General features: G+C 60.0%; 22 protein-coding genes and 1 pseudogene. 9 read left to right on the forward strand and 14 right to left on the reverse strand.

Annotated features, from left to right (window positions below; translation table 11 throughout):
- Positions 1-6: 6 nt before the first annotated feature.
- From KIO74_RS17120 to KIO74_RS17135, 4 genes are all read left to right on the forward strand, one after another.
- Positions 7-783 (forward strand): SDR family NAD(P)-dependent oxidoreductase, encoded by a 777-nt coding sequence (locus tag KIO74_RS17120; RefSeq protein WP_213332996.1) that lies wholly within the window; start codon positions 7-9, stop codon positions 781-783.
- A 73-nt stretch (positions 784-856) separates the two neighbouring features.
- The gene (locus tag KIO74_RS17125; RefSeq protein WP_213332997.1) at positions 857-1,936 is read left to right on the forward strand and encodes an ABC transporter ATP-binding protein; all 1,080 of its coding nucleotides are present in this window, start codon (positions 857-859) and stop codon (positions 1,934-1,936) included.
- Positions 1,933-2,820 (forward strand): ABC transporter permease, encoded by an 888-nt coding sequence (locus KIO74_RS17130; RefSeq protein ID WP_213332998.1) that lies wholly within the window; start codon positions 1,933-1,935, stop codon positions 2,818-2,820. The genes KIO74_RS17125 and KIO74_RS17130 overlap by 4 nt, the downstream gene beginning before the upstream one ends.
- Positions 2,821-2,825: 5 nt before the next feature.
- Complete coding sequence (locus tag KIO74_RS17135) at positions 2,826-3,608, forward strand: ABC transporter permease (protein ID WP_213332999.1); 783 nt, start codon at positions 2,826-2,828, stop codon at positions 3,606-3,608.
- A gap of 171 nt (positions 3,609-3,779) precedes the next feature.
- Here KIO74_RS17135 and tnpC read toward each other — a convergent pair whose 3' ends face one another.
- From tnpC to tnpA, 3 genes are all read right to left on the reverse strand, one after another.
- Positions 3,780-5,312 (reverse strand): IS66 family transposase, encoded by a 1,533-nt coding sequence (gene tnpC, locus KIO74_RS17140; protein ID WP_213331183.1) that lies wholly within the window; start codon positions 5,310-5,312, stop codon positions 3,780-3,782.
- A 69-nt stretch (positions 5,313-5,381) separates the two neighbouring features.
- Complete coding sequence (gene tnpB / locus KIO74_RS17145; RefSeq protein ID WP_213331182.1) at positions 5,382-5,738, reverse strand: IS66 family insertion sequence element accessory protein TnpB; 357 nt, start codon at positions 5,736-5,738, stop codon at positions 5,382-5,384.
- A complete protein-coding gene (gene tnpA, locus KIO74_RS32670; protein WP_213331181.1) occupies positions 5,735-6,175 on the reverse strand; it encodes an IS66-like element accessory protein TnpA in 441 nt (146 codons plus the stop codon). The genes tnpB and tnpA overlap by 4 nt, the downstream gene beginning before the upstream one ends.
- On the opposite strand from tnpA, the gene hemC reads away from it, so the two are divergent.
- Positions 6,092-7,102: a hydroxymethylbilane synthase gene (gene hemC / locus KIO74_RS17155; RefSeq protein WP_297258495.1), complete on the forward strand. Its 1,011-nt coding sequence runs from the start codon at positions 6,092-6,094 to the stop codon at positions 7,100-7,102. The two genes, tnpA and hemC, sit on opposite strands and share 84 nt — an antisense overlap.
- 861 nt (positions 7,103-7,963) lie before the next feature.
- Here hemC and KIO74_RS17160 read toward each other — a convergent pair.
- The 4 genes from KIO74_RS17160 to KIO74_RS17175 all read right to left on the reverse strand — a co-directional run bounded on the left by KIO74_RS17160 (position 7,964) and on the right by KIO74_RS17175 (position 12,500).
- The gene (locus KIO74_RS17160) at positions 7,964-9,358 is read right to left on the reverse strand and encodes an FAD-dependent oxidoreductase (protein WP_213333001.1); all 1,395 of its coding nucleotides are present in this window, start codon (positions 9,356-9,358) and stop codon (positions 7,964-7,966) included.
- 104 nt (positions 9,359-9,462) lie between these two features.
- Entirely contained in the window at positions 9,463-10,968 is a 1,506-nt protein-coding gene (locus KIO74_RS17165) for a tripartite tricarboxylate transporter permease (protein WP_213333002.1), read from the reverse strand.
- A 6-nt stretch (positions 10,969-10,974) separates the two neighbouring features.
- On the reverse strand, positions 10,975-11,445 hold the full coding sequence (locus KIO74_RS17170; RefSeq protein WP_213333003.1) for a tripartite tricarboxylate transporter TctB family protein: 471 nt from the start codon (positions 11,443-11,445) through the stop codon (positions 10,975-10,977).
- A gap of 92 nt (positions 11,446-11,537) precedes the next feature.
- A complete protein-coding gene (locus tag KIO74_RS17175) occupies positions 11,538-12,500 on the reverse strand; it encodes a Bug family tripartite tricarboxylate transporter substrate binding protein (protein WP_213333004.1) in 963 nt (320 codons plus the stop codon).
- A 236-nt stretch (positions 12,501-12,736) separates the two neighbouring features.
- On the opposite strand from KIO74_RS17175, the gene KIO74_RS17180 reads away from it, so the two are divergent.
- A complete protein-coding gene (locus KIO74_RS17180) occupies positions 12,737-13,534 on the forward strand; it encodes an IclR family transcriptional regulator (RefSeq protein WP_213333005.1) in 798 nt (265 codons plus the stop codon).
- A 114-nt stretch (positions 13,535-13,648) separates the two neighbouring features.
- Here the strand turns inward: KIO74_RS17180 and KIO74_RS17185 are convergent, their stop codons facing one another.
- The gene (locus KIO74_RS17185; RefSeq protein ID WP_213333006.1) at positions 13,649-13,891 is read right to left on the reverse strand and encodes a hypothetical protein; all 243 of its coding nucleotides are present in this window, start codon (positions 13,889-13,891) and stop codon (positions 13,649-13,651) included.
- Between the two features lie 1,634 nt (positions 13,892-15,525).
- Positions 15,526-16,449, reverse strand: coding sequence for an AraC family transcriptional regulator (locus KIO74_RS17190; RefSeq protein ID WP_213333007.1), 924 nt, complete (start codon positions 16,447-16,449; stop codon positions 15,526-15,528).
- Between the two features lie 97 nt (positions 16,450-16,546).
- Here KIO74_RS17190 and KIO74_RS17195 point away from each other — a divergent pair, with 97 nt between their 5' ends.
- Positions 16,547-17,293, forward strand: coding sequence for an SDR family oxidoreductase (locus KIO74_RS17195; protein WP_213333008.1), 747 nt, complete (start codon positions 16,547-16,549; stop codon positions 17,291-17,293).
- 206 nt (positions 17,294-17,499) lie between these two features.
- Here the strand turns inward: KIO74_RS17195 and KIO74_RS32675 are convergent.
- A pseudogene (locus KIO74_RS32675) lies at positions 17,500-17,789 on the reverse strand (tyrosine-type recombinase/integrase); the annotation flags it as partial.
- Between KIO74_RS32675 and KIO74_RS17200 the strand changes: the two are divergent.
- Positions 17,744-17,932 (forward strand): hypothetical protein, encoded by a 189-nt coding sequence (locus tag KIO74_RS17200; protein ID WP_213333009.1) that lies wholly within the window; start codon positions 17,744-17,746, stop codon positions 17,930-17,932. The pseudogene KIO74_RS32675 and the gene KIO74_RS17200 sit on opposite strands and share 46 nt — an antisense overlap.
- A 913-nt stretch (positions 17,933-18,845) precedes the next feature.
- Here the strand turns inward: KIO74_RS17200 and KIO74_RS17205 are convergent.
- From KIO74_RS17205 to KIO74_RS17215, 3 genes are all read right to left on the reverse strand, one after another.
- Positions 18,846-19,214, reverse strand: coding sequence for a DUF1850 domain-containing protein (locus tag KIO74_RS17205; protein WP_213333010.1), 369 nt, complete (start codon positions 19,212-19,214; stop codon positions 18,846-18,848).
- Positions 19,211-21,487, reverse strand: coding sequence for a TRAP transporter permease (locus tag KIO74_RS17210; protein WP_249731035.1), 2,277 nt, complete (start codon positions 21,485-21,487; stop codon positions 19,211-19,213). Before KIO74_RS17210 ends, KIO74_RS17205 begins: the two co-directional genes overlap by 4 nt.
- 245 nt (positions 21,488-21,732) lie before the next feature.
- Complete coding sequence (locus tag KIO74_RS17215) at positions 21,733-22,677, reverse strand: TAXI family TRAP transporter solute-binding subunit (RefSeq protein WP_213335678.1); 945 nt, start codon at positions 22,675-22,677, stop codon at positions 21,733-21,735.
- Between the two features lie 380 nt (positions 22,678-23,057).
- Between KIO74_RS17215 and KIO74_RS32495 the strand changes: the two genes are divergently transcribed.
- Positions 23,058-23,285, forward strand: a complete 228-nt coding sequence (locus KIO74_RS32495; protein ID WP_349629206.1) for a Na+/H+ antiporter NhaA — start codon at positions 23,058-23,060, stop codon at positions 23,283-23,285.
- Between the two features lie 71 nt (positions 23,286-23,356).
- On the opposite strand, the gene KIO74_RS17225 is transcribed toward KIO74_RS32495, so the two are convergent.
- Complete coding sequence (locus KIO74_RS17225; protein ID WP_213333011.1) at positions 23,357-23,935, reverse strand: enolase C-terminal domain-like protein; 579 nt, start codon at positions 23,933-23,935, stop codon at positions 23,357-23,359.
- Between the last annotated feature and the right edge of the window lie 126 nt (positions 23,936-24,061).

Below are 24,061 nucleotides of genomic sequence, written 5' to 3' on the forward strand. Positions count from 1 at the left end.
ACGCATATGCTGGCTGTCCCACCGGCATCCAATAATGCGCTGAAAGGCAAGGTCGCGCTGGTCACAGGAGCTCAACGGGGCATAGGACGCTCTGTTGCCGTGGCGCTGGCGTCCGCTGGTGCGGATATCGCAATCAACTGGCTTGATAACGAGGCCGATGCGAGGCTGACCGGCGACTTGGTGGAGGAGGAGGGGCGACGCGCCCGGCTCGTCCGGGCCGATGTCGCGCAGTTGACTGAAATCGCGGAGATGGTTCAAGAGGCCGTGTCGACGTTAGGATCGGTCGATATCCTCGTAAACAACGCCGGCATATTTCCGCGGGTATCATTCCTCGAGCTGTCTGAGGAGGTTTGGGATGCCGTTGTTGCTGTCAATCTCAAAGCAGCCGCCTTTTGCACTCAAGCGGTAGCACGCGAACTTATCCGACTGGGCAGGACCGGCTGTATCGTCAACATGTCATCGTCGGCGTTACGGGGATCCCCACGAGGCGCCCATTACAGCGCGAGCAAAGCGGGGCTCATTGGCTTGACGCGAACGACGGCTTTGGAGCTGGCTCCCTATGGCATTCGCGTGAACGCCGTTGCGCCGGGGTTGATCGATACAGCCCAACCCCGAGGTGGATATGACGAAGTTCAACTCACCGAGATGACGAAGAGCATTCCGCTGAGGCGTATGGGACAAGCAGGCGAAATCGCCGATGCCGTTCTGTTCCTTGCTTCGGACGCGTCTTCGTTCGTCACTGGCGAGTTGATTCACGTCAACGGCGGCGCCTACATGGGATGAGCCGATAGAAGTTAGCCAACGTTTTCTTCTAGAAGCATAAATAATAATAAATATTGATCGCGGAGTGGTGAACGTGAATTCAGAACCGATTCAAGTCGCAGATCCCGGCGAAATTGCCTTGTCAATAAGGAATGTTCGCGTGAAATATGGCTCCTTCGACGCCCTTAAGGGTGTGAGCCTCGATGTGAAGCGCGGCGAGTTTGTTGCGCTTTTGGGTCCGTCTGGATGCGGGAAGACTTCTCTGCTTCGCACGATTGCGGGCTTTGTATCGCCCGCGCACGGAAGCGTCGTCCTGAATGGCCACGATGTTGCCGGGCTGGCCGCACGGAGTCGCAATATCGGTATCGTTTTCCAATCTTACGCGCTGTTCCCTCATATGACTGCGCTTGAGAATGTGCAGTTCGGACTGGATTGCCGGCAGATTCCCGCCGAGCGGAAGCGCGCCATGGCCAACAGTGCCTTGGCGTTGGTTGGACTTGGCGCACTCTCAGACCGGAAGCCGAAGCAATTGTCGGGCGGCCAGCAGCAGCGCGTCGCACTCGCGCGTGCGATTGTGTTTCAGCCGGATCTTCTCCTGCTCGATGAGCCACTAGGAGCTCTCGACAAACAGCTCCGCGTCCAGATGCAAACCGAGCTCAAGGCGCTGCAGCGCCGCCTTGGGGTCACGGCTGTTTTCGTAACCCATGACCAGGAGGAGGCGATGTCGATGGCGGACCGCATCGTCGTTATGCGGGATGGCAATATTGTGCAACTCGACACGCCCGAAGAACTTTTCGCAAAGCCGAATTCGTCCTGGGTGTGCGAGTTCGTGGGCTCTGGAAACCTTCTTCGAGGCGATTTCCAGGCGACAGGCGAGGAAGAACTTGAGCTGAGGCTTGGAGGCGACAGCACGATTAGGGTCCGCGGGAGAAATGCGCCCGATATTGCTGTGCAGTTGGCCTTCAACAAGGTGCGCGTTGTTGCCAGCGACGAAGCCTCTCTTAAAGTGACCGGCAAGCGATTCCTTGGTTCGTCTCTGGAGCTACAAATCGCGACGCCTGCGGGATTGGTCTGTGCCCATGTCGATCCGCAGCTCGGCGGTCGGTTCGAGCTGGGTACCGGAGTGACAATCGGCGCGGACATGCAGGATTGCAGGGTGGTGCCAGCGCGATGAGTATCGAGACCATGTCTTCACCACGCGCGGCGTACGGCGCTGGGGCCAAAGCGCCTTGGTCGAAAATGTGCTCCTATTTGGCGCCGATCACCGCATTTTACATCGTCTTCCTGATCGTTCCGTATGCGCTCATTCTGGAGATGAGTTTCTTCTCATTCAGCTCCACGAAACTATATATACCGATCCTTACGTTGAAAAATTACGTCGATGTTCTCACGGATACCTACTATCTTTTACTCATTGTTCGATCTATCGGCCTCGGTATATTGGTCACGCTCATTTGTATCCTGCTCGGCTTTCCACTCGCATTGAAAATCGCGAGATCGGGAGCTGCTATGAAAAGCGCGCTGATCGCACTGACGCTGTCACCGCTCCTGATCAACCTTGTCGTGCGTTCCTATGCGTGGATCGTCCTGCTTGGTGACACGGGCTTGATCAACAGTTGGCTCAAAGCCGCGGGTATCATCGAGGCGCCGCTGCCGTTGAATGGAAACACGTTCGCGGTGGTGGTCGGCCTGGTTCACATCAGCCTGCCACTGATGGTTCTCAGCCTGATCGGCATTCTTGAGAAGATAGATAAGTCGCTCATAGACGCGGCTGAGAGTCTGGGTGCGTCGCGATCACGTATCCTTCGGAAGGTCGTTCTGCCGCTGTCGGTGCCGGGAATCGCCGCGGGTTCGCTGCTGGTGTTCAGTCTCGCCATCAGCGCCTTCGTGACACCGGTTCTGCTCGGAGGAAGTCGGGTTTCGACGATCAGCACACTGATCTATGAGAAATTCACGTATTCAGTGAATTGGCCGGTGGGCGCCACGCTCGTGATGGTCCTTCTAGTCATCAATGTCGCCGTTATGGCGCTGCACGGCCGCTTGTTCAAGGAGCAATGATCGACATGGACAAGGCTCTGGACCTCGCCGCCTGGTTAGTTGTGATCTTCCTGATCGGCCCTCTGGTCGTGATCATGGGGGGCTCTTTCACGCTCACCCCCTACGTCGCATTCCCGCCGGTTGGTTTCACATTTGACTGGTATTATAAACTTCTCCATCACGTGGATTTCTTCCATTCCTTCATTCTCAGCCTCGTACTGGCGACTTTGTGCTCATTGGCTGCAATGGTGATCGGTGTTGCGGCGGCCATTGGACTTCACAAGTTTAAATTCTCTGGCTCCAGTTTGTACAAGTCATTTCTGATGTCACCTTTGCTGTTGCCGACCGTCGTCACGGGCGTTGCATTGTTGCAATTTTACTACATGATTCATATCGACACTTCGTTGTTCGGATTGTTGGCTGCCCACGTTCTCATCACAGTTCCTTACGTTCTGCGCACGGTTGGTGCCGGGCTCGTTGGGCTCGACCCTGCAATCGAGGAGGCGGCCGCGAGCCTGGGGGCCGGCGAGCTCCGAACTCTCGTTCGCGTGACGCTGCCGGCAATCGCGCCCTCCATCATGGCTGCCGTGATTTTTGTATTCATCACGTCCTTCGACCAGACGACTGTCTCTATCTTTTTGGCAGACGTGAATTTGATGCCCCTTCCGGTGCGAATATTCAACTACATCGACTTGGCTGTAGACCCAATGATTGCGGCAGTTTCCACGCTGCTGATCTTTTTTGCGTTCGGGATGATCGTGCTCCTCCAGCGGCTCCTGGGATTGGATAAAGCGATGGGTGTTGGCTAGAACCACAAATCTCACCCTTGCATTTGAACGGCGATGGGCGGTCCTTTTTCAGTCGTCGCCGAAGTTCCTGGAAGGTTTCGCCGTGGTTTTGAGAATAGCGACGCGACCCAGCAAGCTCGCCCTCTGGCAAGCTCGTTACGTTAAGAGCCTGATCAACGGTAAGCGGTGTTCTCAGGCCACGGCCTTGATCTCGGAAGCGGCGATATAGGCCCAAGGCAGGAGATCGTCGATTTGGCTGTTTGGATGGCCGTTGACGATCCTTGCGAGCACGTCGGCGATGTAGCGGAGCGGTTCGACGTCGTTGAGCTTGCAGGTTTCAATGAGAGAAGCGACGACAGCCCAATGCTCGGCGCCACCGTCAGAGCCCGCGAAGAGAGCGTTCTTGCGGTTGAGCGCAATCGGTCGGATCGACCGCTCGACGGTATTGGAGTCGATCTCGATACGTCCGTCGTCCAGGAAGCGGGTGAGCCCCTCCCAGCGTGAGAGCGTATAGCGGATTGCCTCGGCGAGTTTGGTCTTCTGGCTGATCAGGCTGAGCTTCTCGTGCAGCCATGGCTCGAGTTCGGCCAGGAGCGGCCGACTCCTTTCCTGGCGCGCGGTGCGACGTTCGCCTGCCGACTGGCCGCGGATGTCGTTCTCGACGCGATAGATCTCTGCGATGCGCCGGAGCGCCTCGCTGGCGATGGGCGCCGGGCTGGCGGCCGCGAGCTCGTAGAAGCGCCGGCGTACGTGTGCCCAGCAGAAGGCGAGCGTTGCGCCGCTCTTCCCGGCCAGCACGCGATAGCCGCCATAGCCGTCGACCTGCAGGATGCCGGTAAAGCCCGCGAGATGAGCGATCGGTCGCTCCGCCTTTCGGTCCGGCGCATAGACATAGGCGACGCCCGGCGGGTCGCTCCCGTTCCATGGTCGGTCATCGCGAGCGTAGGCCCAGAGCTGCCCGGTCTTGGTCTTGCCGCGGCCGGGATCCAGCACCGGCGCCGTGGTCTCGTCGGCAAAGAGCTTCGGCGAGGCCTTCAGCTTCTCCAACAGCCGCTCGTGGACCGGACGCAGGTGCCAGGCGGCGCGGCCGACCCAGTCGGCGAGCGTGGAACGGTCGAGGTTGATACCCTGCCGAGCATAGATCTGCGCCTGACGATAGAGCGGCAAATGATCGGCATATTTGGAGACCAGAACCTGCGCGACCGTCGCCTCGGTCGGCAGACCGCCTTCGATCAGCCGGGCAGGCGCCGGAGCCTGCACGACCACGTCATCGCAGGCACGACACGCATATTTGGGTCGACGCACGACGATCACGCGCAATTGCGCCGGCACGATATCGAGCCGCTCGCTGACGTCTTCGCCGATCCGATGAAGGTCGTTGCGGCAGCATGGGCAGGCATGGTCCTCGATGTCGACGACCATCTCGATGCGTGGCAGATGCGGCGGCAGCGCGCCACGGTTCGCCCGCCGCTTCGCAGCGCGTTCCCTGCGGATAGCCGGATCAGCGTGTTCGGCTTCTTCCTCGCCCGCTGCTTCGATCTGCTCTGCTTCCTCGAGGCCAAGAAGGAGTTGATCCTCAGGCAGGCTCTCGGCCCGACGACCGAAGCGGTGGCGCTGCAATTCCTTGATGATCTGGGTCAGGCGAGCGTTCTCGACATCGCGCGCCAGGACCATCGCCTTCAGCACATCCGGATCGTCGGGAAGCTGGTCCGCCGTCATCGCCATGACGGGAGCAGACCATATTCGCCGGCTCCGGGCGACAGCGGAATCGAGGCTGATTCACTTCGTCGCGGATCAACTCGCCTGCGTGGGAACGCTTGTCTGGCGGGCTTCATGGACCCGCCGCCAATCGAGCCCCTCAAGCAGCGCCGACAACTGCGCGGCCGTCAGGCGCATCACGCCATCCTGCACCTTTGGCCAGCGGAACTCCCCGTCTTCCAGCCGCTTTGCATAGAGGCAGACGCCGGTACCGTCCCAGAAGATCAGCTTGATCCGATCCGTGCGCTTGGCACGAAACACATACACCGCACCGCTGAACGGGTCGGCGCCCATCGTCTCGCGCACCAACGCAGCCAGCCCCTCCGCCCCCTTGCGGAAGTCTACCGGCTTCGTCGCCACCATGACCTTGACGGCGCCCGTCGGCCCGATCACGAGGTTGCCTTCAGCGCACGGATCACCGCCGCAACCGTCTTGGCGTCGGCGCCTCGGCCAACCCGCATGGCAATGCCGTCTATCTCCAGCTCGATCATCCCAACGTCGCGGATACTCTTGCGCCTCCGCGGCTGTCCAGGACGCTTCGGCGCGGATCCCCGAGGCGGGGCTGTCACCACCGCGGATACGAAGGCCAGGGATTCCTGCTGCACCGAAGCGGCCTGTTTGCGCGCTTCGCGCCGCCAGGCGAACACCTGCTGCGGCCTGAGACCATAACGCCGGGCAACTTCGGAAATGATTGCGGTCGGCTCCAGCGTCTCCGCGACGATCCTCGCCTTGTCATCCATCGACCAGTGACGCCGGCCGCCAGCACCGTTGATCACCTCGAAACGCCGAGGCTGCCGCTCCGGGTCAAGCGTAAGGTCAAGTCCAGACACAAATCTATCTCCGATCCAATACAGGACCGGCAACCTCACAGATCGCGATCACTCCCGAAAGATGGCCCGGAAACACCGCTTACGATCAACGTACGCCATCCGGAAATTCCGGTGCAGATCGTGCCCATCAAGACGGTCGGAGACACAATCATCGACAGGCCGCTTCGAGAGTTGGACGGGAAAGCGCTTTTTATCAAGGAGGTCGAAGATGCGCTTCTGGATGGCCGTGCGGACATCGCCGTTCATTGCATGAAGGATTATTATCCCACGGTGCCTGAAAGCTTTAACCTGGAAGTTATCTTGCGCCGCGAGACGGCGTTCGACCTAATCCTAACACGCGATAGGCTTGGCCGCTGGAGAGAATTACCGTTGGGCTCGGTGATAGGAACGACGAGCCAACGGCGAGTCTTTGAACTCAAGCGCGCGCGCCCGGACTTCATCTTCCGACCATTGAGAGGCAATATCGACACGCGGCTGGCTCGACTATGTCGTGGTGACTTCGACGCCATCGTGCTGGCTGAGGCCGGGTTTCACCGACTTGGGCTTGAGCATCATTCCGTTTTTACCCTTTCCCCTGAGGAGATGCTTCCCGCAGTCGGCCAGGGGGCACTGGGTATCGAAACCAGGGCGGGAGATCTAACGACGTTAGCGAAGATCCGCTTCCTGGACGACGGCCTGACCCACGCGCTCGTCTCCGCTGAGCGGGCATTCGTTCGCATGGTCGGCGGAGATTGCGGGTCCGCGGTTGGCGCCTTTGCCCGCTTCAGCGGGACAAATATCATCCTCACTGGGTTTGTCGGTGATGTCGCTTCAATGAAGGAAATCCGGAAAACAGCCCAGGGTACCATGGACGCGCCTGAAGAGCTCGGGATCGCTCTGGGGGCAAAATTTGCCTCCCAAGGCGCTGCGAAGATCATTTCCTCTTAAGTTACTTAAAATTAAAAATTCGTATATTTTATTTGGTCGCTATTTGTTTCGGGAAGAGGCGCAAATTCCGCCATATTCATTAGCCATTCAAAAATTTCAACCTTAATAAAGTGTGATACTTTCGGAGGATATCCATCTTTTCAGCTTATAAAATCATCAACCACTTCGTTCCTCGGTTCAAGACAGGAGGAGCACCGCTAAATAGGTGTCCTCACCCCACCTGCAAGCCAGCCCGTTTCCTCGCAACCACCCTAGCCCGGCTGACATAAGCTTTCCCAGCCCCCGAGGCGGTCATCAGGTCATACTTACGCAACTCCCCCAACACCCGCAGCAGAACCACACGATGCTGACGCGACTGCCGATCCTGGAAAGTTTCGCGAATAACTCGGGAGCCTATAATCACAACATGAGGTGTAAGACTCATCCATGCTCTTAATGACGCCAGGTGGGGCACTCGCGTTAGTGTGTTTGGCGCAAAATGCACTGTATGGGAAGTCTGCGTGGCTTGCGAGGCCGGACGATTGCAGCATTTTCTTCACCACATCGCGGGCCATATAGGCTTTGGCTTCGACAACGGCATATACGCTGTCTTTGTCAAAGGCCGCCACATTGCCGTGAAGACACGCATATTTGTCGACTTCCTCATTGAAGTATTTAAACGAAACAGTGACGTGCAAGCATAAGGACCCGCGCTGACTATAGTTACTTGATTTCGCATGGCACAAGCGACCTATCCTTAATGAGGATCTCGACAAAATATGTCGAAGAACAACCGTCCCCTCTTGGACGGTAGGATGTGGGGTTTCCGAATACAGATCGCAAGCCGGTCGCGCTCCGGCATGCGAAATGCCCACTTTCCATTCAGCCCGACAAGGGACGATCGACAATGGCCCCGGTGTCAGTGAGCCGGCGGCGCAACTCGGCGACGTCGATTTCGCGCAGGGGCACGTTGCCAAGCGATGACATCGCGGCCGCGGTGCCCGCGGCTTGGCCCATCGCCATGCAGGTACCCATAACCCGGAAGGCAGACTGGGCGGCGCGGCTGCCCGACACGCAACGGCCGGCCAGGATCAGCCCGTCCAGCGACTGCGGGACCAGTGCGCCATAGGGGATGCCGAAGCTCGCCTCATCGGCGATCTGCCCGCCTCCGGCCGCCTGGGTAAAGTCGGAGCTGTCAGGGTCGTGGATGTCCATGAAGTAGCCGCACTGAGCAACCGAATCCTCGAATTGACGGGCGGTGAGCGCGTCCTCGTCGGTGAGATAGTATTCGCCACGGATGCGGCGTGTCTCGCGGACGCCCAGATGCGTTGCGATCTGGACAAGCCGCACCTCCTCGAAGCCCGGCACGTGCTGGCGCAGAATCTCGACCAGCCGCCATACCAGCAGACGGCCAACCGTTTCCCCTCGCGCCAGCTGCTCGCCGTTTGTGCCGTCGAGATGGCTGATATGGATGAAGTTGCCGGTCTGGAACATGCCGTCATTCTGGTCGTGGAACCGGAAACGCGTGATCGGGGGCACTTCGCTGGGCGTAATCGCCTTGAGCACGTCCGCCCAAGGGGTCATGTCAAGGATGTAGCTCCTGAACTTGCCGGTCAGTTCGACGGGCTCCATCACGTTCCACGGGGTTCGCTTCATCGCCCCTGATGCCATGGCCCTTTCGACGTCGATATTGCCGACGGCGAACAACATGGTCATGGGCTGGAACACACCATCGCCGCGGCTGCCGAGTTCGAATGCGGCGCCGGCTCGCGCCGCGAGGTCGCCGTCGCCGGTGCAATCGACGATGACGTCGGCGGACAGTTCGCTACGGCCTGACTTGTTCTCGATGACCACCGCATCGATGCGGCCGTTGCTTGTGAGCGTGCCGGTGACGAGGGTGCGGCAGAGGATGTCGACCCCGGCCTCGAGCAGCATCTCGGTGGCGACCTGCTTGAATAGTTCGGGACTGTAGCGGATACCCGTGGAATGGAAGAACTCGAGCGCGAAATCGCCGTCGTGCTTGCCATCGTTACGGTAAACGACGCAGTTACCTTTCGCCATCATGCGACGCACCATCTCCCATGGCACGCCGCCGACCACCCGCCGGAAGGCATTATCGTGGAAGGCGAGCAGGCTCAGGCCGGTGCCGGCCATGCCGCCGACGAAGCCTTGTTGCTCGATAAGTGTGATCTTGGCGCCATGGCGGGCGGCGGCGATTGCGGCGACGATGCCGGCTGGACCGCCTCCGGCCACTACAACATGAGCATTCCTTGTCATTTGGGTTCCTTGTCGTCCAGTGCGCGGGGGATTGCCGCCGCGTATGCGTGGCATTGAGCAAATCGGGCATTGTCCCGGGTCTTGTGCCTAGGAACCGGAGCGCCTTAGTCGGATGCCTCGATGACCACCCGGCCGGAGCGCCTCAGCCACAGCAGGCCGATGGCGATTGCCAGCACCACGATGATGACTGAGACAGAGATCGGACGCTGCAGGAAGATCAGAGGCGACCCGTAGCCCATGATCAACGCCTGCTGCAGGCTCTGTTCTAGGATCTGCCCGAGGACCAGCGACAGCACCAGCGGTGCCGCGTCGTAGCTCCAGGCCTTGAGCGCGAGCCCCACGGCGCCGAACGCGATGAGCATCAGACAGTCACCCATCTGGCCACGCAGCGAATAGGCGCCGATGAAACACATAACCAGCACGAAGATCGCCAGCCGCCGCTTGTTGAGGCGCAGCAGCTGCACGAACACCGCGACCAGCGGCACGTTCAGGATGATCAGAAAGACGTTGGCGACGAACATCCCAACGACGATGCCCCAGAACATGTCGGGACGACTGGAGACGAGCATAGGGCCGGGGGTCAGGCCATGGATGATGAAGGCGCCCAGGATCATCGAGGTGATGACGTTATTGGGGATTCCGAGCGAGAGCAGCGGCACCATGGCCGCCTGGGAGGCTGCGTTGTTGGCGGCCTCCGGGGCGGCTACGGCGCGCTCGTCGCCGGTGCCCACCCGGCCGGTCTTGTCGAGCGCTTTCTCAAAGCCGTAGGCGAAGAACGCCGAGAGCGTCGCGCCCGCGCCGGGGAACAGGCCGACGATGAAGCCGATGATCGTGCCTCGCGCTGTCGCCGGAACGATCTTGAGCAGTTCGCGCGGCTTGGGATAGAGGCCGGAGATTTTGCCCGGCAGGTCGGGGGGCCGTGAATCCTTCTCCGACAGCAGACCGATCGCTTCGGCGACGCCGTAGATTCCCATCGCGACGATGGCGACGTTGATGCCGTCGGCGAGGAACATTTGGCCGCCGGTGAAACGGCTCTCGGCGAAGACGAGGTCGGTACCGATCGTGCTCATGGCAAGCCCGAGCCCGGCCATGATCAGCGACTTGGTGAGGTTGCTCTGGGACACGGCCGCAACGAGCAGCAGTCCGCCCAGCACCAGCACCACATATTCAGGCGGGCCGAACGAGCCCGAGACGCGTGCCAGCGGCTCCCCTATCAGGCCGACAAGGATCGTCGCGACGATACCAGCGCCGAGCGATGCGAAGGCGCAGATCGCCAACGCGTAGCCGGGCCGACCTTTCCTCGCTATGAGGTGTCCGTCCTGACATGTCATCAGCGAGGTCACTTCGCCGGGCACGCGCATCAGTACCGAGGTGATCGAGCCGCCATACATCACGCCGTAGTAGATGCCGCACAGCATCAGGATCGCCGACAGTGGATCCATTGCGAAAGTGATCGGCAGCAGGATGGCGATGGTGGCGGTAGGCCCGAGCCCGGGCAGCACGCCGACAGCGGTACCCACCAGCGAGCCCATGAAACACGCGGCGAGGCGATCGAAAACGGCGACCGCGGCGACACCCTGCCATAGACCATGGGAAAGAAAGGAATCCATATCCGCCTACCGGAGGAGGGGAATGAGCGCCGGCATAAGCGGCAAGTTGAATATCACCTTGAAGACGAGGTGCATGGTCGTCGCCGCGACCAGGGCAAACAGCAGGGAATTGGCCAGTGCCCGCCTGTCCCAGGCGTCAATGACGAGTGTCGCGACGCCAATCAGGGCGATGAAACTGCCCAACACCACCCCGAACAGGGCGAGTAGCGCAAGAGTGGCCCCACAGGCGAGCCAGGCTGCGAGCGTGCCGAAACTGCTTCCCAGATCCGGAACGACCTCGTGGGAGGACACGCCGGCAAACCGGCCTCTCGCCTCCACCAGGAGGGCCACCGCCATCAGGGAGCCGAACAACACCGGGGCGGCGCCCGGCCCGGGCGCTCTATCCACAACCACGCCGTATCGCGCGCCGCTGAGGAAGAACAGGCAGATCAGTGTGAGCACAACGAGATCAAGGTGCCGAACGAGCTTCTGAACCATAACGAGGCTGTCCTAAACTGGCTTATATAGTTGCGACGGACAAACGGACGGCACATGATCGCCTTCGCGCCGGCTCGCCTTGCGCACCGCGTTCACTTGTTGGAAACGCCGGCTTCCCTCATCGCCACGCCGACCTTGGTGAACACCTCCTTGGCATTGGCCTTGTAGTCGGCAGCGCTGAGCCAGGCCGGGCGCAGGTTAATACGCTTCAGCGTATCGACCGCCGATGGGTTCGCCATCGCCTTCTCGCAAGCCGTTTCCAGCCGGGCACGGACATCGCCGGCAAGCCCCCTGGGCGCGACAAGGCCGGCGAAGCCGACAAATTCCATAGTGTTGACGCCCAGTTCTTTCAGAGTCGGAACATTCTGTGCCTCGGGCGCGCGCTCGTTGGCAAACATCGCGACAGAGGAAAGGCCCGCATTGGCGATGGTCGTCGGCGTATCGGCCGCGACATGAATCTGCCCGGAAGCCAGCGCCTGGATCATCGGCGCCCCGCCGGTGAAAGGTACGCGCGTCATTTCTGTCCCCGTCGCCCTCTGCAGCGCCAGCATCGCAACATGATAGATGCCGCCGATGGCGGGAGTTCCGTACAGGATCTTGCCAGGGTTTTCCTTGGCGTAGGCGATCATGCCGGCAACATCCTTGAAAGGCGCCGATGGCGCGATGGCAAGCGAAACTGGAACGGCAAAAATGCGACAGATGAAGTCGAACGTCTCTGTATTGTAGGCCGTAGTCTTGAAGTTCGGCTCGTAGATGAGGTTGTTAGACGCCAGCAACAAAAGCGTATAGCCGTCGGCCTTATCTTTCATGACTTCGGTAATACCCAGAGCACCGCCGGCACCCGCCTTGTTCAGCACCACAACGGGCTGGCCAAGATCTTCCGAGAAAGCCGACTGGACCGCTCTGGCCGCGAGGTCGTTCGCACCACCAGCGTCGAACGGCACCACGATCTCAACCGGTCCTGTGGGAAAGGATTGCGCCTGGGCGGGCAGACCCGCAGCCAGCCCCACTGCTGCTGTGAGCGGAATAAAAGCCCTCATCCACATGCTCGACATGCCTTCAACCTCCCTTTTTATGAACTTTGTTCAGGAATAGAATCGTTCGGCTGGCGCTGTCAAGATGCCGGACCGGGACCCGAATCTGAACCTTGACGAAGACAGGTAAGCCAGAGTCATGCATTTTTATCATTTTTACCAATATATTAATGAAATTTCGCGCGTCGGTGGACAACATTGACGGCGCAGGAGCAGACCTGTTAGGCATGCGTTGAAATTCGTGAACAAGGTTCGATATGAGAGTTGGCACCACCCTGATTTCGCAGGCCGTCGCGGTGATCGAGCTGCTGGCTGAGGAGGCACGGCCGATGCGCTTCGCGGACATCACCGGCCGGCTCGAATTGCCAAAGAGCAGCGCTCACGCCCTGCTAAGCGCCCTATGCGAGGCCGCCTGGGTGGACCAGGACGCCGATACGGGCTTCTATCGGCTGTCGTTGCGCTTCCCAGTGCTGGGACAGCGCTTCATCACCGGGATGGGCTTACGCGAGGTCTTCCAGCCGGTGCTCGACAGGCTGGCGCGCGAGAGTGGTGAGCTTGCACGCCTCGCGATCGTGGAGGGCCACCAGCTAATGTGGACCGCCGACGCGCAAGGGGCGCATAGCGGGCTCATCTACCAGCCGATCGTGAATTCAGTAGTGGCCCCGCATGTCACCGCGCACGGTCGGGCGTGGCTCGCAACCCTGCCGCAGGAAGAGGCGGTCAAGATCGTGCTCGCCATCGGTTTCGGACGCCCCGATGACTACGGCCCTCGCGCAATCCGCTCGATGGACGCGCTGCTGCGCGAACTTGAGCGAACACGCGAGCGCGGATACGGCGTCGTCTTCGAAGAGGCCCTGCCCGGCATTGCGGCCGTCGCCGTCGCAATCCGCCCTCATGGCGGGGTTGCGGTCGGCACGGTGGGGGTCGCAGGGCCGATCATACGGATAGATAAAGCTAGGCTTCCTGAACTAGTCCGCGTCGTCAGGGCGGCGTCCGAGGACCTGGCGACGCTATGGCCGCTGCGCAGCTTGAGGCCGAAGCCGGCTGGCGTTTGAATGGACGGTAGGTCAGGTTAACGTCACGCAGCGGAAAGAGGCGAACTTGGCCTTGTTCCCCACGCTGCCGTGGCGCTCTAGCTGATAAAAGGCAGGTTCGAGTGCGTCGAGCGGCTATGGCCGTGGTCTGAGCACCTTCCCAGTACCTTCGCCGTGACTTTGCACCATAATGATGGCGCCGTCTTCCATGATGTATTCCATGGCGGGTGCGTCTGTGCAGGCGTCGAAGAGCTTCACGAACACATTAGCCTTGCGCCAATCGCTGAAGCGTCGAAAGGCCGTGCTCCAGTTGCCGAACTCGCGGGCAAAGCACGCCATGGACTGCTGTGCGCGCGATTCAGAGCACAGCTTCGCCACCCTGCGGCTCCCCCTCCCAAGCGTTTGCCAATCTGGTTAACGTTCGCTAGAAGCTTGAGCATTCGACATAGAAGCCTCTCTCACGGGAGGTTAGGCGCTTCATCGTGCCTATCTATGCCTTTGGGGGAGGGGTATGGGGACTATCCGGATGTACGTGCTGACCGTGCCACCCTTGAGATCGAGCTTGAGAAGGGCTTGAAACTGGCGGCCTACGAAGCCACGGCGATCTGGCAAATGCTTTGACTCTGCCGGAGGTTTGGTGGACGCCGCGTGTAGTCGTTCCTAGACTCGGTGAGAATATTCCAAACTTGCGCGCACTCGCGGGTCAACATGGCCGGAGAAATCTCACAGTAATAAGAGTGGGTCCAGACCTCTGGAGAGAGCTAAGAGGGGAGATTGCGATCATAGCGAGAGGATTTAGCGTACTGCACATACTGCTAAGACCGATACTCACCCTACCCGTAAACCAGCCCGTTTCCTCGCAACCACCCTTGCCCGACTGACAACAGCCTTCCCAGCCCCTGAAGCGGTCATCAGGTCGTACTTGCGCAGCTCCCCCAAGAGCCGCAGCAGAACCACACGGTGTCTAAGCGACTGCCGATCCCGGAAGGTCTTGGACGGTAGGACCCTGTCCCCCGCACAGGCCAGCTTTCGCCCCCACACACTGTCCACCATCCGCCCATCCTTAACGGCATAGGCCAACCATCCTACAAGGTCATGACAGGCCCGAAAGTCGAAGCGGCTGATACCGTGATCGTTGACACCGAGCCGCACAACCAGCTGCCGTAACACGGACCGTGGCGCCCAAATCAAGCCGTGGACATGGGGACTAACGACGGTATGGACCTCATCCGTATAGCGCCGGATCCCGACATCAATATGCGCCAAAAAGGGATAAGGCCGCAGCACCAACCCCACACGCCGCCGGATCTGCCTCACGACGGCCTGAAACCGCTCGGGAGTAGCACCACCAAGGGGTATCTCCCAATCCATTATCGACGAGAGTAAAGGCCCACATTGATCCGGGTAATTGAGCCGCCACCACCTCTTTCGCGAGCATCCTGGCCCATCGCTTGATACCACACCGCGATTGATGCCGATGTCCCGCCCCGTGACAAAAGCGCGGGGATGGTACAGCATCGCGCCCCGATCGCGATGCTGTCCTGATTAGCCCATCCGGAATAGGTTACAGCGCCGCTCTTTTCAGGCAGAGAAAGCGCTTGCGCTTCGAGACCGGGGATTTTGATCCGCCATATAATTATTCTTTATATTTACCTAATTTGTATAACGTCGGATCGGGATGGATCCGGATGCGGCGGCCCCTCTCCGCCAAATGCCGCGGGTTGCCCTCTGAGCTCTCTATTGCCTGCGATCGCCTCACACCCACCAATCGGCATTCAAAACCGCCGATTCTACGCCACAGCCCGATATTTCTTGAAGATCGGCAACGCCTGCTATCCATCCCTTTTCGGACGCTGCATTGCGTAACCCTTGAAGCTGCCGTCGTAGGGACGGACTGGCTGCCCAACTGGCCCTGCTCAAATCGTACCAGCACCCTACGCCGCCTCCTTGGCCGCTCAAGCATGGGAATGCACTTCTGCTACTGGATAGTCACCATGGCATCAACGGACGTTTTATGTGGTGGGTGCCCTAGACACCTTCTGGATCGGGTGCCCGTATTGGCTCGGTGCGACGCCGACAAAGCGGGAAAAGGCAACGCTGAAGGCGCTTGCCGAGCCGTAGCCAATGCGCCTGGCGATTTCTTTCATTCGCCCGTCCTTGCGCCTTAGCATATCCTTGGCCAGCGCCATCCGCCACGACAGCAGATATTCCATGGGCGCCATGCCAGTCTGCTTTTGAAACCTGTCGAAGAACACCGACCGTGACAGCATGGCGGTGGATGCCAGTTCTTCGACCGTCCAGGCTTTGGCGGGGTTCTCGTGCATCTGCCGAATTACCGGGCCGAGGCTCTTGTCGGCAAGGCCCCGCAACAGGCCGGGCGTTTCCAACCCGGTGGAATCCGAGCGCAACGCCTCGATCAAAAGAAGCTGCAACTGCCTTTCGAGCACGATCTCCTTGGCGGGTCTGTCGCCTTGCGCTTCCTCGCGGATCATGTGCACGAGTGCGGTCAGGCGTGCCTGACCCCGCACATGCAGCAGGCAAGGCAGGAGTGCGAAAACCAGGGTTGTATCGGGAGAGCCGAAGGCCAGTCGTCCGATCAGCACGCGCATGTTGGGCATACCGGTTGGATCGCCATGTCGCGTTTCGTCGCCGAGCCGCGTGACACGAAGCGGGTCGTCGGCTTCATCTGTGTTTTCGGCATTGCTCGACATGGTGAAGCGGCAGGCGGCCGGAATGAGCACGAAATCGTTCTCCTCCAGCTCAGTGCCTGGCTGTCCGTTGATGGCAAGCCTTGCCGATCCTTCGAGGATCACCGCAAAGAAAGGGCTTCCATCGCCATCTCCGTCCACGCGCCAATTTCCGGATCCGCTTGCCGCCTTGGAGAAGGGCAGGCTCGGCTGAAGCATGCTGACGATTTCGGCGAGGGGGTCGATCAATAGGACGATCTCTAATGCAATTAGGACGCGCCATTATAGCACGTCCTGTCTTCGGGATCCACATAAGCGATGCTAGAACACCGCGAAAGGACTTCTCATGAAGACCGTGCTCATTACCGGCTGCTCGTCCGGCTTTGGTCTCGATACCGCCAGGCTTTTCCTCGATCGTGGCTGGAAGGTTATCGCGACCATGCGCTCGCCGCGTAGCGACTTACTGCCAAAGTCGGACAAACTAGTCGTTCTGCCGCTCGACGTCACCAGTGACCAGAGCGTTCGCGATGCGGTCGAGGTGGCGGGGCCGATCGACGTACTGGTCAACAATGCGGGGATCGGCTGGCTCAATGCCCTTGAAGGCACTCCAATCGATGTTGCCCGATCCCTCTTCGAGACCAATACACTAGGGACCATGCGTATGATCAGCGCCGTCCTGCCCCAGTTTCGCAGCAGAAACGCGGGCCTTGTCATCAACGTGACTTCAAGCGTCACGATGAAGCCGCTGCCGCTCCTTTCGGCCTATACGGCCAGCAAGGCAGCCGTAAACGCCTTCACGGAATCCCTGGCGCTGGAACTCGCCCCCTTTGGAATTGAGGTCAAGATCGTGTTGCCCGGCGCGGCGCCGGAGACAAGCTTCGGCAGCACCGCGTTTTCACGATTGGAGGAAAACGGCGGCTTCCCCGCGGCCTATGCCGAGTTTGCCAATGGCGTGATCGCGGCCATGCGTGCATCGGACGCTCCAAAGACCCTTTCCTCGGACGTCGCTGAGGCCGCCTGGCGTGCGGCCACCGATCCATCTGCCCCGATGCGCATCCCCGCAGGCGCCGACGCGGTTGCGCTGGAACGTTAGGCCAGCTGCCAGCCGTCCAGGCTAACGTCCGATGCAGAGCGGAGTGAATTTGCATCGGACGCGATCACCATATCCCACGCGCTCCATCCGCAATCGCCAGGTATGACAATGAGCTGGCGGTCTTCCTCCCCCCAGGACCGCCAGGCTAGCAACGTATTCTGCGTTCCGAGGCGGCCATCCGCGCTGGGTCGGATGACTGCTCAGAGTTAGATTCCGGTTCGCTCGGCTAGGAGTAGGGGCGTCCTCCCGGTCGATGCCGAGATATCGGACGGTGTTCGATTTTGGAATGACCGAGAAGGATCTGGATCGCTCGCAGGTTTCCTGTCGCCTTGGAGATCATCGAGGTCTTTGTTCGGCGAAGAAAGTGAGTCCCATACTCCTCTGGAAGCAAGCCAATCGCCATCACCCATTCGCCGACCAGGCGAGCATACTGCCTCGTGCCCATTTGACATGCGTGATCGATCCGGCTCGGGAAGGCATAGTCCTCGACAGTACCCCACGCCGTTCGAGCCCCTTGCCGACCATCGTCTCGATTCTACCGAGTATGTGCTGGACGTTGGAGTTTATGCGCGGCGTATCTGGATGCGCATCCTCAACAACCATCTTGTCGTCGCCGGCACGCCAACCGCGCATGTGTAGGCACTCATTCACAGCGGGAAAATCCCCGAGATCGGCGGGCCCTCTGGGTCGAGCAGCTCATTTCATGCCGATCGAGATACGCGAAGGTTTCCGCTCGGCGGCTAACTTAGGGCGTGATCTCGACGATCTTAAGCATTCAATGGCGGTAATGCCGCTGAGACGAAGAAGAGCCAAATGTACGCCTCCCAGTCAAACACAATAATTTACATCAGACTCGTCTGATGGCGATTTATTCAGACAATGCTACCGCCATCAACGACGAGGCATTTGTTTGCCCCCAGTCAGCGCGTAGGCATAAATTTTGACATTGGCGGTGATGAGCTTATCCGGAGCTCGCTCACGAGGGGGCGTGAGTTCACAAATCAAGTATGATGTTTTGCTGTCAAAAGAGATCGGGCTTATCGACCGGGCGTGTTGCATGCCAAAGCCACGAGGCAGTCGCAAAACGTGCTTACGACGAGCTCAGGGCTCATTCCAGCGATGTCCAGCCGCATGACGAACAGCGGCGTGATGAAGCTTGCGCGCAGCCTGGATGATGAGACTTCGCTGTCTTGAATGGGACGAGCAGCCCACGAGGCCCAACGCGTGATAGACGCTGATGAAGAAATTGATGACGCTGTTCGGCCGCAGCGCTCCGCCGCGACGCAAGATGATCACGGGACCATCGACGATCCCAATGGGCTTCAGGTCTTTCAGGCTCGGCGCAGATCCGAATGAAGGGGAATCCGGCGCCCGCTGCCCTTCTTGGTGATGGCATCCCGGACACTCAACACCGATCCCACCCGACCCTTGTCGTCGCGCACATCGACCAATCGCGACCGGAGATCTCACGCATTCGTGGCAAATCAATTGTCTCGCTGAAGATGACTCCCACCCGGATGCCGGCCCCAGATAGCAGTCGCGCCATCGATGCCTATGGCGGGCACGATATCAGCGATACCGGATCCGCGTCTCCCGGAAGCAAATCCGACAAGGATCTGCACCGCCCTTCGTAGCAAAGCCGCCAGTCATCTGTCGCTCCCGATCGCCTCATGGCCACGGATGCCAATGGCCCGAGCGGCGGCTTCCAGGCCCAAAAGTTGCCCTCTCGTCGTGCTTCCGGTGGCGGGTCCATACCAGCACCAGATCCCATGACACGCGCCTGTGTGAGCAGCAGCCCTTGTGGCGTCAGACGCCAATCCTCTTCCCATACGGTCTTCTGCACAGAATGCGTCCAGCTCAAGGTGACCTGGGAGACGCCCAGCTGGACCATCAAGCCGACTGCGGCCAAGCATAGGCTCATGCTCGCGCGGGACTTATCTGTCTATTTCGCCAGACATGCGCGGCAATCACCATGATGCCCAGGGCAAACCCCACCTCATCGGTGATGGGCAGCGCGAGAAAGAGAAATCCTGCGGCCGCAGTCGCCAGGAGCCGCTCCCAGATGGCGAGCGGCGCATTGAGATAGCCGATCGCGGCCATGCCCCAGAGACCAATGGCGAGTGAAGTCTTGATCACCATATAGACGACCGCCCACGCATAGGCGATCCCTTCCAGGCCTGGCTGCGGCTGCAACATCAGGGCGGGATCGTAGACCGCCATATAGGGTATGACGAAGCCGGGCAGCGCGATGCGTATGGCCTGAAAGCCGATCCGGAAACCGCTCTCTTTCGCGATGGGCGCCGCGGCGAAGGCGGCCAGCGCCACCGGCGGCGTGAGATCAGCCATGATCCCGAAATAGAATACGAACATATGGCTGACGATGAGCGGCACGCCGAGATCGAGTAGCGCCGGGGCGGCCAGAGAGGACGTGATGATGTAGTTCGGGATGGTGGGGATGCCCATGCCTAGAAACAGGCTTACGAACATCGTCAGGATCAGCGACAGGATGAGAGATCCCTTGCCGATCGAGACGACCCAGTTGCCGAAGATCGTGCCGACGCCCGTGAGCGTCATGGTGCCGATCACGATGCCGACAACCGCACAGGCAAGTCCGACGGGCAGCGCTTGACGCGCTCCGTCGGCAAGAGCCGCGCGACAGGCTATCAGAGTGTCCGGGCCACCTCGCACGAAGAGACTCACCACGATGAGGAGGGCAACGAGGCCGACCACCATCAACACGCCAAGCACAAGGAAACTCGCCGCCAGCAGGCCGAGACCGACCCAGAAGACGAGCCGGATTACCTCATGGGTCAGCCCGGCGGCGATAGCGCCGCCCAGGATCAGCACGACCGTCAGGGCAAGGCCAACCGACCCTGAATAGAGTGGCGTATAGCCCGCGAAGAGGAGATAAACGAGGACCGCCAGAGGCAGCAGCAGAAACCATTTCGAGCGGAAGGCGGCCATCGCGCTCGGCAGCTCGTTCTTAGGCATGCCCACAAGGCCGCGCTTGCCGGCTTCGAGATGGACCGCCCAGAAGGCTGATCCGAAATACAGAATAGCCGGTATCACCGCGGCTTGGACGATGTCGGCATAAGGAACGCCGATCGTCTCGGCCATGATGAAGGCCACCGCCCCCATGACCGGCGGCATGATCTGCCCGCCCATGGAGGCGGTGGCCTCGACCCCGCCAGCGAACGCGGCCTTGTAGCCGAAGCGTTTCATCAGCGGGATGGTGAACTGACCGGTCGAGACCACATTGGCGACACCGGATCCGGAAATCGTGCCCATGAGCGCGGACGCGAAGACGGCGACCTTCGCGGGTCCGCCTCTGGCGCCACCGAAGATGCCCATGGCGATATCGGTGAACAGCTGAATCATCCCCGCGCGCTCGAGAAACGAGCCGAACAGGATGAAGAGAAAGATATAGGTCGCCGAGACCGCCGTCGGTACGGCGTAGATCCCCTCCGTTCCGAAGGACATATGTTCGACGACCTGTTCGAGGTCGTAACCGCGGTGATCAAAGGGGGCCGGAAGGAATTGGCCGAACAGGCAGTAAGCCAGGAACAGCCCTGCCACGATCGGCAAGGCCGGCCCCATCACGCGCCAGACTAAAACGAACAGAATGACGAGAACGGCGATGCCGGCGACAAAATCAGGCCCCGTCAGTTCGCCGGCGCGATTGACCAGATCGAAGTAGAAGGCCCAATGGTAAATGCCGATGAGAAAGCCGGCGACGCCGATGCCCCAGCCGAGAAGTCGCCCTCCGCTCGTTGTGGCCCGATGGTTGGCGAGCATCGCTCCAGCCACGAGGCAGAGAAAGCCAACGTGCATCGCGCGCACGACCTGGCTGGGAAGGCCGCCACTGAATTGCGCGACAATCACATAGACGACGCCGAGTGAAAGAAGGCCATAAGCCCCCTCTGACACACCGCGACCCTTGCTCTTGTCCCAAACAAGCTTTGCCAGCCAAAAGGCGAGACCGGCCCCCATAAGATGGATCAGGGTGACGCTGAGAAAGACGGGTTGGTTAAGCGGAAGCCCGAAGGCCGTGATGATCTGGAACGTGGAAAAGGCCACGGCTATCCAGAACAGCAGTCGCCCCGCATGGCCCGGGCCAAATCCTTCCGGCAGCCCATGTTCGGGATTGGCGATGGGCTCCGCATCCGGCACCTTCATCTCGCGTGCGTGAACCATGCATACCCCCGGATATTCAGCTTCCGATCAGGCCAAAGGACAGCAAGCTGATCGTCTCATTGCATTGGAAGCACTGAAGCACTCAGATCTTCGATAGCTAGAGCATTTCCAGCGAACTCCGGTTCTCCGGAAATGCTCCTTTATGTTTTTACGCATTTTCCTCACGCGAACCGGTTTCCACTTCGCTCGAAAATGCTCTAGCCGGAAACGAGAAGAGCCATATCGCTCTTCCCCGCCATGTTCGCTTACTGAGGAACGCTCAGGCCCTTTTCCTTGAAGTAACGCGCGGCGCCTGGATGAAGCGGCACGGGAACGCCCTGCAGGGCGTTGTCGAGCTTGATGGACTTTGCGGCGCTGTGAGCTGCCGCCATCGTGTCGAGATTGTCGAAGATCGCCTTGGTCATTCCATAGACGAGGTCATCCTTGACGCCCTCGTGGGTGACGAAATAGTTGACCACGGCGGCCGTGGGCACGGCTTCGCTCTGCCCGGTGTAGGTACCGGCCGGAATAGTCGCGGCGATATAAGGCGCCCCGACTTTCTTGACGGTGTCTTCGGGGACGGCAACGACGACGACATCGACCGCCGACGCGAGATCGCGCAGCGAGGCGACCCCCAGCCCCGCCGACTGCAAGGTCGCGTCCAGCTGGCGATTCTTCATGAGCTCGACGGATTCCGCGAACGGCAGATATTCCACCCTCCCGAGATCGCCATAGGTGAGGCCCGCGCCCTTGAGGATCGCCCTGGCGTTGAGTTCGGTGCCGGATTTCGGCGCGCCGACGGACAGACGCTTGCCCTTGAGGTCGGCGAGCGTCTTGATGCCGGAGTCCTTGGACGCCACGATCTGAATGTAGTTTGGATAGATGGCGCTGATCGCACGCAGCTTGTCCAGCTTGGACCTGAAGCCAGCATCCTCCACGCCGTTCCAGGCATCAGCCAGGCTGTCGCCGAGCGTGAAGGCGATCTCCCCCTTGCGTTGCTGGAGCAGATTGAGGTTCTCGACGGATGCCTTGGTCGCTTGAACCGAGGGGCGGCTTCCAGGGATCTTCTCCGTGTAGATCTTCGACAGCGCGACCCCGAGCGGATAATAGACGCCTGAGGTGCCACCCGTAAGAATGTTGATGAATTCCTGAGCCTTAACAGGCACGGCAAGCGCCAAAACCGCCGTCGCTGCAATAATTGTCCGGCGAATGAGCATCCCGGAAACCTCCCACCATTATTCAAAATATTCTAGTCTTGCGTATGTTAGCTATTGCACAGCGAGACACAACTAGCCAAAAGGCGGGATAGGCTGCGAAGGGATCCAGACGACTGCCGTGGTTCCCGGGCCGCCTTGCCTGTCCGTCCAGCCCATCCCAAAGAGGGGTTTGGGTGTCAGTCGCATAGCGCAACTGGCAGGTGCATGAGTTGGTCGGGCCGCCAGCTCGGGAGCACTGACATCTATGAGCCATCGCGCCGCGCCACGCGCGCCGACCCGCGCACAAATCCTGGCCGCTCGCGCTGCCGCGTCTTTGGAGCGCTTCATCCCTATCGAGGCCACCAGCGGCGTTGTTCTCATGCTCGCTGCGGGCGGTGGCCTTGATCTGGGCGAATTCTCCCTTCGCGCAAAGTTATGATCACCTGTGGCACCTTCCCGTGACAGTCGGCATAGGTGAATACACTTTCGAGCGCTCGCTGCATTTCTGGATCAACGATGCCCTGATAACTGTCTTCTTTCTCGTCGTGGGCATGGAGATCCGCCGCGAGATGCACGAGGGCGCTCTGTCCAGCTGGCGCGAAGCCTCGCTTCCTGCCCGGTGAGCTGCGCTCCGCGATGCATTTCCTCGACCTACCGAAGAACGTTGATTGTCTTGGCCTTGATCAAATCAAAATCAATCCCGACACCGAGGCCCGGCTTGTGGATGGCTATTGATATAGCCGTCGGAGTCTACAACGAGATCATCGAGAATTCCATACTGCTGCGCCTCGGAAGGAAGAAAAACCTCAAACAACCCGGTGTTGACGATGGAAAGCGCGGCATGAATTTGGGCAATATTGTTGAGCGAGTTGCCATGATGGATTTCGAAGTTCATGCGAAAAGCGTCTGCGAGCCCCGCTGCCTTCAGGATGCCGGTGAGGCCGTCCTTCACCGCCACATCCCCCCGCAGATAATCGGTGGTCTTGGAAGAGATCCAGATCGGATAGGAATAGAAACCGCCAGGTGAATATTTCGTTGCCATGAGCGGGATGGTCAATTTCTCCCGTGGCTCCGTATAGTTGTAGATATCATCCTCAGCCAATGGGTCTTCAAACCAAAAGAAATCGAGTTCTTCCGGGGCTCTACCCAGCCGCACAGCTTCCGTGAAGTTGTGGCGGCCCCCCGTGTCAACCATGAGCCGCATGTCGGGTCCAACAGCCGCGCGCACGGCTTGGCAGGCGACCACCGCGTCCCGGCTCCCGGGACTGCCCATGCGACAGGTCCCGCACGTGTGCCAGCCGCCGATCACATATTTGCGCACATGCGCTTCGGGCAGTTCGTCGCTGCCGAGCAGCTCTGCAAGTGGGAGGCCGGGAGCAAGGGTCGATGCCGCCGACGA

The organism is Chelatococcus sp. HY11 (genome assembly GCF_018398335.1).
Classification (GTDB): domain Bacteria; phylum Pseudomonadota; class Alphaproteobacteria; order Rhizobiales; family Beijerinckiaceae; genus Chelatococcus.